The 6,000-nt window shown below is 72.2% G+C and carries 5 protein-coding genes; all 5 read right to left on the bottom strand.

Annotation, left to right across the window (positions count from 1 at the left end):
- Positions 1-1,579, bottom strand: a 1,579-nt coding sequence (locus AB3M83_RS11145; RefSeq protein WP_412948083.1) for an SH3 domain-containing protein, incomplete at its 3' end; no start/stop codon positions are given.
- Positions 1,580-1,659: 80 nt separating this feature from the next.
- Positions 1,660-2,775 (bottom strand): glycosyltransferase family protein, encoded by a 1,116-nt coding sequence (locus tag AB3M83_RS11140; RefSeq protein ID WP_412948081.1) that lies wholly within the window; start codon positions 2,773-2,775, stop codon positions 1,660-1,662.
- 17 nt (positions 2,776-2,792) lie between these two features.
- Positions 2,793-4,247 carry an LCP family protein gene (locus tag AB3M83_RS11135; protein WP_412948079.1) on the bottom strand — a complete coding sequence of 485 codons (1,455 nt, stop codon included), beginning with the start codon at positions 4,245-4,247 and terminating at the stop codon, positions 2,793-2,795.
- 10 nt (positions 4,248-4,257) lie between these two features.
- On the bottom strand, positions 4,258-4,725 hold the full coding sequence (gene purE, locus AB3M83_RS11130) for a 5-(carboxyamino)imidazole ribonucleotide mutase (RefSeq protein WP_412948511.1): 468 nt from the start codon (positions 4,723-4,725) through the stop codon (positions 4,258-4,260).
- Positions 4,726-4,820: 95 nt separating this feature from the next.
- Positions 4,821-5,948, bottom strand: a complete 1,128-nt coding sequence (locus AB3M83_RS11125; RefSeq protein WP_412948077.1) for a 5-(carboxyamino)imidazole ribonucleotide synthase — start codon at positions 5,946-5,948, stop codon at positions 4,821-4,823.
- Positions 5,949-6,000: the final 52 nt, after the last annotated feature.

Below are 6,000 nucleotides of genomic sequence, written 5' to 3'. Positions count from 1 at the left end.
TCGCCGGCCGGATCCACGTCTTCGCCGTCGTCCGCATCGTGCTCGTCTTGACCGCCGCCGGCTTCGCCGCGACGAGGCGATCGGACTCGAGCCAGCCGCTGTCCGAGCCGACCTCCGCCTGCGCCCAGGCGCCGCTGGTCGCGCGGACGGTCACCGCGGTGCCGGTGGGGAGGGTGGCGACGATCCCGTTGCCGCCGGGAGCCGTCCGGAACTGCACCGCGCGGCTCGTGTACATCGCCTTCGCTGCCGGCGGCGTGTCCGCCGGGGCCTCGATGGATGCGTAGTCGCTGTGGATCCAGTAGGTGGCGCCGTTGTGAGTGATGCGCCACCACGCCCCGTAGATGCCGGTGCGGGTCGGGCTGTCATCCCGATCGAGCTGGATCGCCCCCGATGAGCACGCGGTGGTGGGCGCCTTGCGGGCGTTGAGGCTGTCGCTGTTGACGGTGACCCGCCCGGAGGCGGCCTTGACCTCGCTCGCGGCGGGGACGCTGCAGCCCGGAGCGGGGAGGTTGATCGACGTCGACAGGATCCAGCGCTTCGCTCCGGCGACGGTGACGCGCGACCACGCCCCGTACCTTCCGGTGACGGTGACCTTCGTCCCCTTCGCGAGCTTCGTCGACGCGGTGCAGACGCCCGTCGGCGCGGTCTTCGCCACGGCGTTGGAGGCGACGACAGAGTACGTGCCGCTCGCGGCCACGACGTCGGCGGATGCCGGAGCGGTGCAGGCCGCCACCTGGGCGGGGGCACCCGTCGAGGGCGACGCGCCGGGGGCGAACCACTGCACGTAGTAGTTGTAGAAGTTGCGGTTGCCGTACGCCGAGCACGCGTCGCCGCTGGCGTAGCCGGCCGCCAGAGCGGCCACGTTCGGACGGTACGGGGTGTAGATGTACAAGTTCGCGGTGGCCTGGTTCTCGATGAACACCTTGGACGTCCCGCACGAGGCGGTGGGGCTCCACTGGATGGTGTTCACCTGCCCCGCCTTGTAGTTGTAGCGGGTCGGGTTCTTCGCGTAGACCTGCTGCTGACGTGCGCCGAGGTACACCTGGTTCACGAAACCGGCGGAGGTGGCGCTGCACGGCGCGGTGTCGGGGCAGTTCATCCCCATCGCCGCCCGGTAGCTCCACTCGCTCGGCTTCGTCGAGGTCACGAGGCCCTGCTCCTTCTGGAGCATGACGAGGATCACCTGCGGGTTGATCCCGCACGCTTTCGCCACCGTCACGATGACCTCGGAGGCCTTCACCTTGTTCTTCGCCGAGATCGCGGCGCAGTACGCGTCCTTCGCCTTCGCGGGGAGATTCGCCGTGAACGAGCGGAGGCAGGTGGGCCCGTCGGTCGCCTTGCACGTGGGCACGCGCTTCTCGAGGAAGGCCTGGGCCTGCTTCGCCGTCATCGCGTCCTTGTCGAAGAACTCGGCGTCGCTGATGATGAATCCGCCGTCCATGATGGACGACGGCAGGTCGGCCGCACGGGCGGCGGATGCGGGCGCGAGAGCCGAGAGTCCGCTGATCGCGAGGATGGCGACGAGCATGACCGCCAGGGTCCGCAGGGGTGTCCGACGGACCGTGGAGTCGAGGCGCATGTGACCAGTGTTACGGAAGTCGCCTTGAGATACCAGCCGGAACCGGCATCGGCGCGACCGACACGCCGATCCGGGTGATCTCACAACTCCGCGTGCAGCTGCCAGACCCGCTCGGCGGCACCCGGCCAGGTGAACGCCCGGCCGCGATCGGAGGCGAGCACCGACAGCCGTTCGACGGCCTGCGTCGAACTGAGCGTCGCGGCGAGCTCTGCGCCGAGCGCGTCGGCGTCGTCCGGCTGCGCGAACGCGGCGGCGTCCAGCAGCACCTCACGGTGCGTCGGCGTGTCCGCCGCCACCACCGGCACCCCCACCCGCAGGGCGTCCAGCACCCGCCAGGGGTACGCGCCGTCGCCGGCGGCGGCCAGGTGCGCGACCGCCCCGGCGAACACCGCCGCACGGTCGGGCACGTCGAGCCGACCGCGGATGTGGAGCCGCCGCTCCGGCAGGCCGGCTGCGGAGGCGATCTCGGCGATCGCCGGCTCCTCGCCCTCCGGAGCGTCGAGCACGACGACCGCCGTGTCCCGGCCCGCCGCGACCAGGGCCTCGAACGCGGTGCGGAGCCCGGCCGACGGTGCGGCGGATCCGCTCGTCAGCACATAGCCCTCGGGCAGATTGAGCGCGCGCCGCCGGCCGATCTCATCGGAAGGCACGCGAAGCGCTGCCGCGGGCGCCCCTGCGATGACGCGGATCCGATCTCCGAGCGGGGCGATCTCGGCCAGTCGGGCCGCCAGCGCGTGCGTGGGGACGACGACCGCATCGGCGTGGCGCACCGCTCGCCGCAGCATCGCGCGCGACCACGCCACGGCGGCGCGCGGGAGCTCATCGGGGTTCTCCCACGCGCGGAGATCCCACAGCGTCACGGCCGTCTGGTCGTGATCGTGCACGCGATCGTGCTTCACGAGCGGCGCCGCGAGCGTCGGCGAGTGGATGAGGCCGTCCCCCGCGCCGACGCGCGTGCCCGCGCGCCAGAGGCCGGCCACCGTCGCCCCGGGCATGGGGAGCCGGTCGACGCCGGCGAGGCGCGGCAGCGTCTCAGCCAGGCCCCGGTCCGCGTCGCTCGGCACGATCGCCCGCACGTCGCACCCGCTGGGTGCGGTGACGGCCAGGGCCACGGCGAGTTCGCGCGACGCAGCCGCCGCGTCGATGTCGCCGAGCGGGGTCGGCTGCTCCAGGATCACGCGCAGGGTGGTCGTCATGTGATCTCCCGGGTCGGTCAGGGTTCCGGCGTCGGTGTCGGAGTCGGCGGATGCAGCAGGGTGCGCACCATCTCTCGGATCCGCGCCCAGTCCTCCGCGGTCGGGTCGTCCGGATCGAGGTTCGCACCCTTCGGGGTGAGCTCGAGCGTCTGCACGTCCTGGTCCTTCGCCTTCACCGCGAGGTCGACGAGGAACGGAAGCAGCGAGTCGGGGATGTCCGTCTGGACGAGGTTCTTCCCGGCGGCGACGATCTCACTGAATCGCGTCAGGACGGTGGAGGGGGTCGCCTGGTCCAGGATCGCGGTCTGCAGCTCCCGCTGACGCCGCATCCGGTCCCAGTCGCTCGTCGTGTACCGCGACCGGGCGTACCACTGCGCGGTCTCGCCGTCCATGCGCTGCGCACCCGGCTCGATCCACCCCGTCGCCCAGTCCTCGGCGGGCTGACCGTCGTAGTCCGGCCCCCCGCCTTCAGGCAGCCGGTCCTTCACGGTGATGTCGACCCCGCCCAGTGCGTCGACCAGGTCGGCGAAGCCGTGCATGTCGATGAAGACGTGGTACGGGATCTCGATGCCGAGGATGCCTTCGGCGGCGTCCTTCGTCGCCTCGACGGCGGGACTCGAGTTGTTCGCGACGGCGTCGGGGTACAGGCTCGCGCCGCGGTCCTCGAGGCAGGTCTCGGCGGCGTTCATCAGCTGGTTGATGCCGGAGCCCCAGCCGCACGCCGACGAGGTGTGACCCTGGAAGCCGTCCGGGTACAGGTCCTGCATCGGACCCGCCGAGAACGGGGCGTGGCGCAGATCGCGCGGGATGCCGACGATCGCCACCGACCCGGTGTCGGCGTTCACCGACACCACCGAGATCGAGTCGAACCGCATCGAATCCCGCCCCTCGCCGCTGTCGGCGCCGAGCAGGAGGAAGTTGTAGTGACCGTCGGACGGGGGGACGCTCGGCCCCGACGCGAAGATCGAGAGCCCCGAGCGGAGCGGGGCCACGACCGACTGCGCCGCGTAGGCCGCGGCGCCGCTCGGCACCAGCGCCAGCACGAGAGCGACCACGACGACGGCCGCGCGAGCGCGCGGACGGACCCGTCCCAGCCGCGCGAGGCGGAGCGTGTCGGCGGTGAGGACCACCCACAGCACCGCGTAGATCCACAGCAGGACCTGGATCGCCGTCAGCACCCACCACGACGCGATCACGGTGGTGAGCAGGGAGCGCCACAGGAGCCCGGTGAGGACGGCGAGGGCCAGGAGGATCCACATCGCGAGCGTCGCGACGATGCCGACCCGGCCGAGTCGGCGAGCGCCCGCGAGCACCTGCGCCGACCCCGGGAGAAGGAAGTTCGCGACGACGAGCCACCATGCGCGCTTGGTCATCACGGACGCCGACGAGGAGTCCGGGTGTCGCATGGGGCGCTCTTCGAGCACGCGACGAGGGGCCGCGGCGTTCGCGCGCGGCGGGCTGGCGACGCTCACGACGCGGTCCTCACAGCGAGTCCTTCAGGCGGCGGTTCTTCTCCTCGACCTGCGCCTCGAGGTCGGCGGCATAGCCCTCGAGCCGCCCCGCGACGGCGGTGTCCGTCGCGCCGAGCAGCCGCGCGGCGAGGAGGCCTGCGTTCTTGCCGCCGTTGATCGAGACGGTCGCGACCGGGATGCCGGCCGGCATCTGGACGATGCTCAGCAGCGAGTCGAGGCCGTCGAGGGTCGCCAGCTGGACGGGCACGCCGATGACGGGGAGCGTCGTGACGGACGCGAGCATGCCCGGCAGGTGCGCGGCGCCGCCGGCGCCCGCGATGATGACCTGGATGCCGCGCGCCCGGGCTCCGCGGCCGTAGCTCAGCAGCTTGTCCGGCGTGCGATGGGCCGAGACGACTTCGACCTCGTGGCCGATCTCGAAGTCCGAGAGCACCTGTGAGGCGTCGCTCATGACGCGCCAGTCGGAATCGGACCCCATGACGACACCGACGAGCGGCGTGGAGGAGGAGTGCAGCGGGCGGGTCACGGAACCAGGCTAGGCGGCGGAACCGGGAGAACGCCGGAACGGCACGATCAATCCGCGAAGAAGGCGGCGGCGGCCCGCGCTTCGTAGCACACCTCGTCGAGGTCGGCGCCCGCGACGTTGACGTGACCGACCTTGCGTCCGGGCCGCGGGTCCTTGCCGTAGGTGTGGACCTTGGCGGCGGGATGCGCGTCGAGGGCGGCCGGCAGCCGGTCGGCGAGCGCGTCCGTCGCGGGACCGCCGAGGATGTTGACCATCACGGACCAGGGCGCCCGCAGCGCCGTGTCGCCCAGGGGCAGGTCGAGGACCGCGCGAAGGTGCTGCTCGAACTGACTCGTGATCGAGCCGTCCTGCGTCCAGTGGCCGCTGTTGTGCGGGCGCATGGCCAGCTCGTTGACGAGGAGCCTGCCGTCGGTCGTCTCGAACAGCTCGACGGCGAGCATCCCGGTCACGCCGAGTCCCACGGCGATCGCCTCGCCGATGTCGGCGGCGATGTCCGCGAGGCGTCCGGCGGCATGCGGCGCCGGGGCGATCGCCTCGGCGCACACGCCGTCCCGCTGCACCGTCTCGACCACGGGATAGATGACGGAGTCCCCGGACGGGCGGCGCGCGACCTGCTGGGCCAGCTCCCGGGTGAAGTCCACGAGCTCCTCCACCAGCAGCTCGCCGTCCTCCGCGAGGGCGCCGAGCCAATCCGCGGCGTCCGCGGCGGCGGAGACGACGCGGACGCCCTTGCCGTCGTATCCCCCCCGAGGGGTCTTCACGACGGCGCGGCCGCCGTGCGCTTCCAGGAACGCGTCGAGGCCGGCCGCGTCGGACACCGCGGCCCACGCCGGCTGCGGCATCCCGAGCTCGTCGAGTCGTGCGCGCATGCGGAGCTTGTCCTGCGCGAAGAACAGCGCCTCCGGCCCCGGGTGCACGGCGACCCCGGCCGCGACGAGTCCCTGCAGGACGTCCTGGGGGACGTGCTCGTGATCGAAGGTGATGACGTCGACGTCGCGGGCGAACGCGAGGACCGTCTCGAGGTCCCGGTAGTCGCCGACCGCCGTGGCCGCGAGGCCCGCCGACATCCCGGGCTGCTCGGCGAGGACCCGCACGTCGATGCCGAGTTCGACCGCGGGGGCGATCATCATCCGGGCCAGCTGCCCTCCACCGACGATTCCGACCTGCAGTGTCATCGTTCTCCCTCCGTCGCTACCATCTTCGCGCACCGGGCGGGGACGTCGACGA

The sequence above is a fragment of the Microbacterium pasadenense genome (assembly GCF_047246565.1).
Taxonomy (GTDB): Bacteria; Actinomycetota; Actinomycetes; order Actinomycetales; family Microbacteriaceae; genus Microbacterium.
This window is presented reverse-complemented; position numbering and strand designations above follow the sequence as displayed.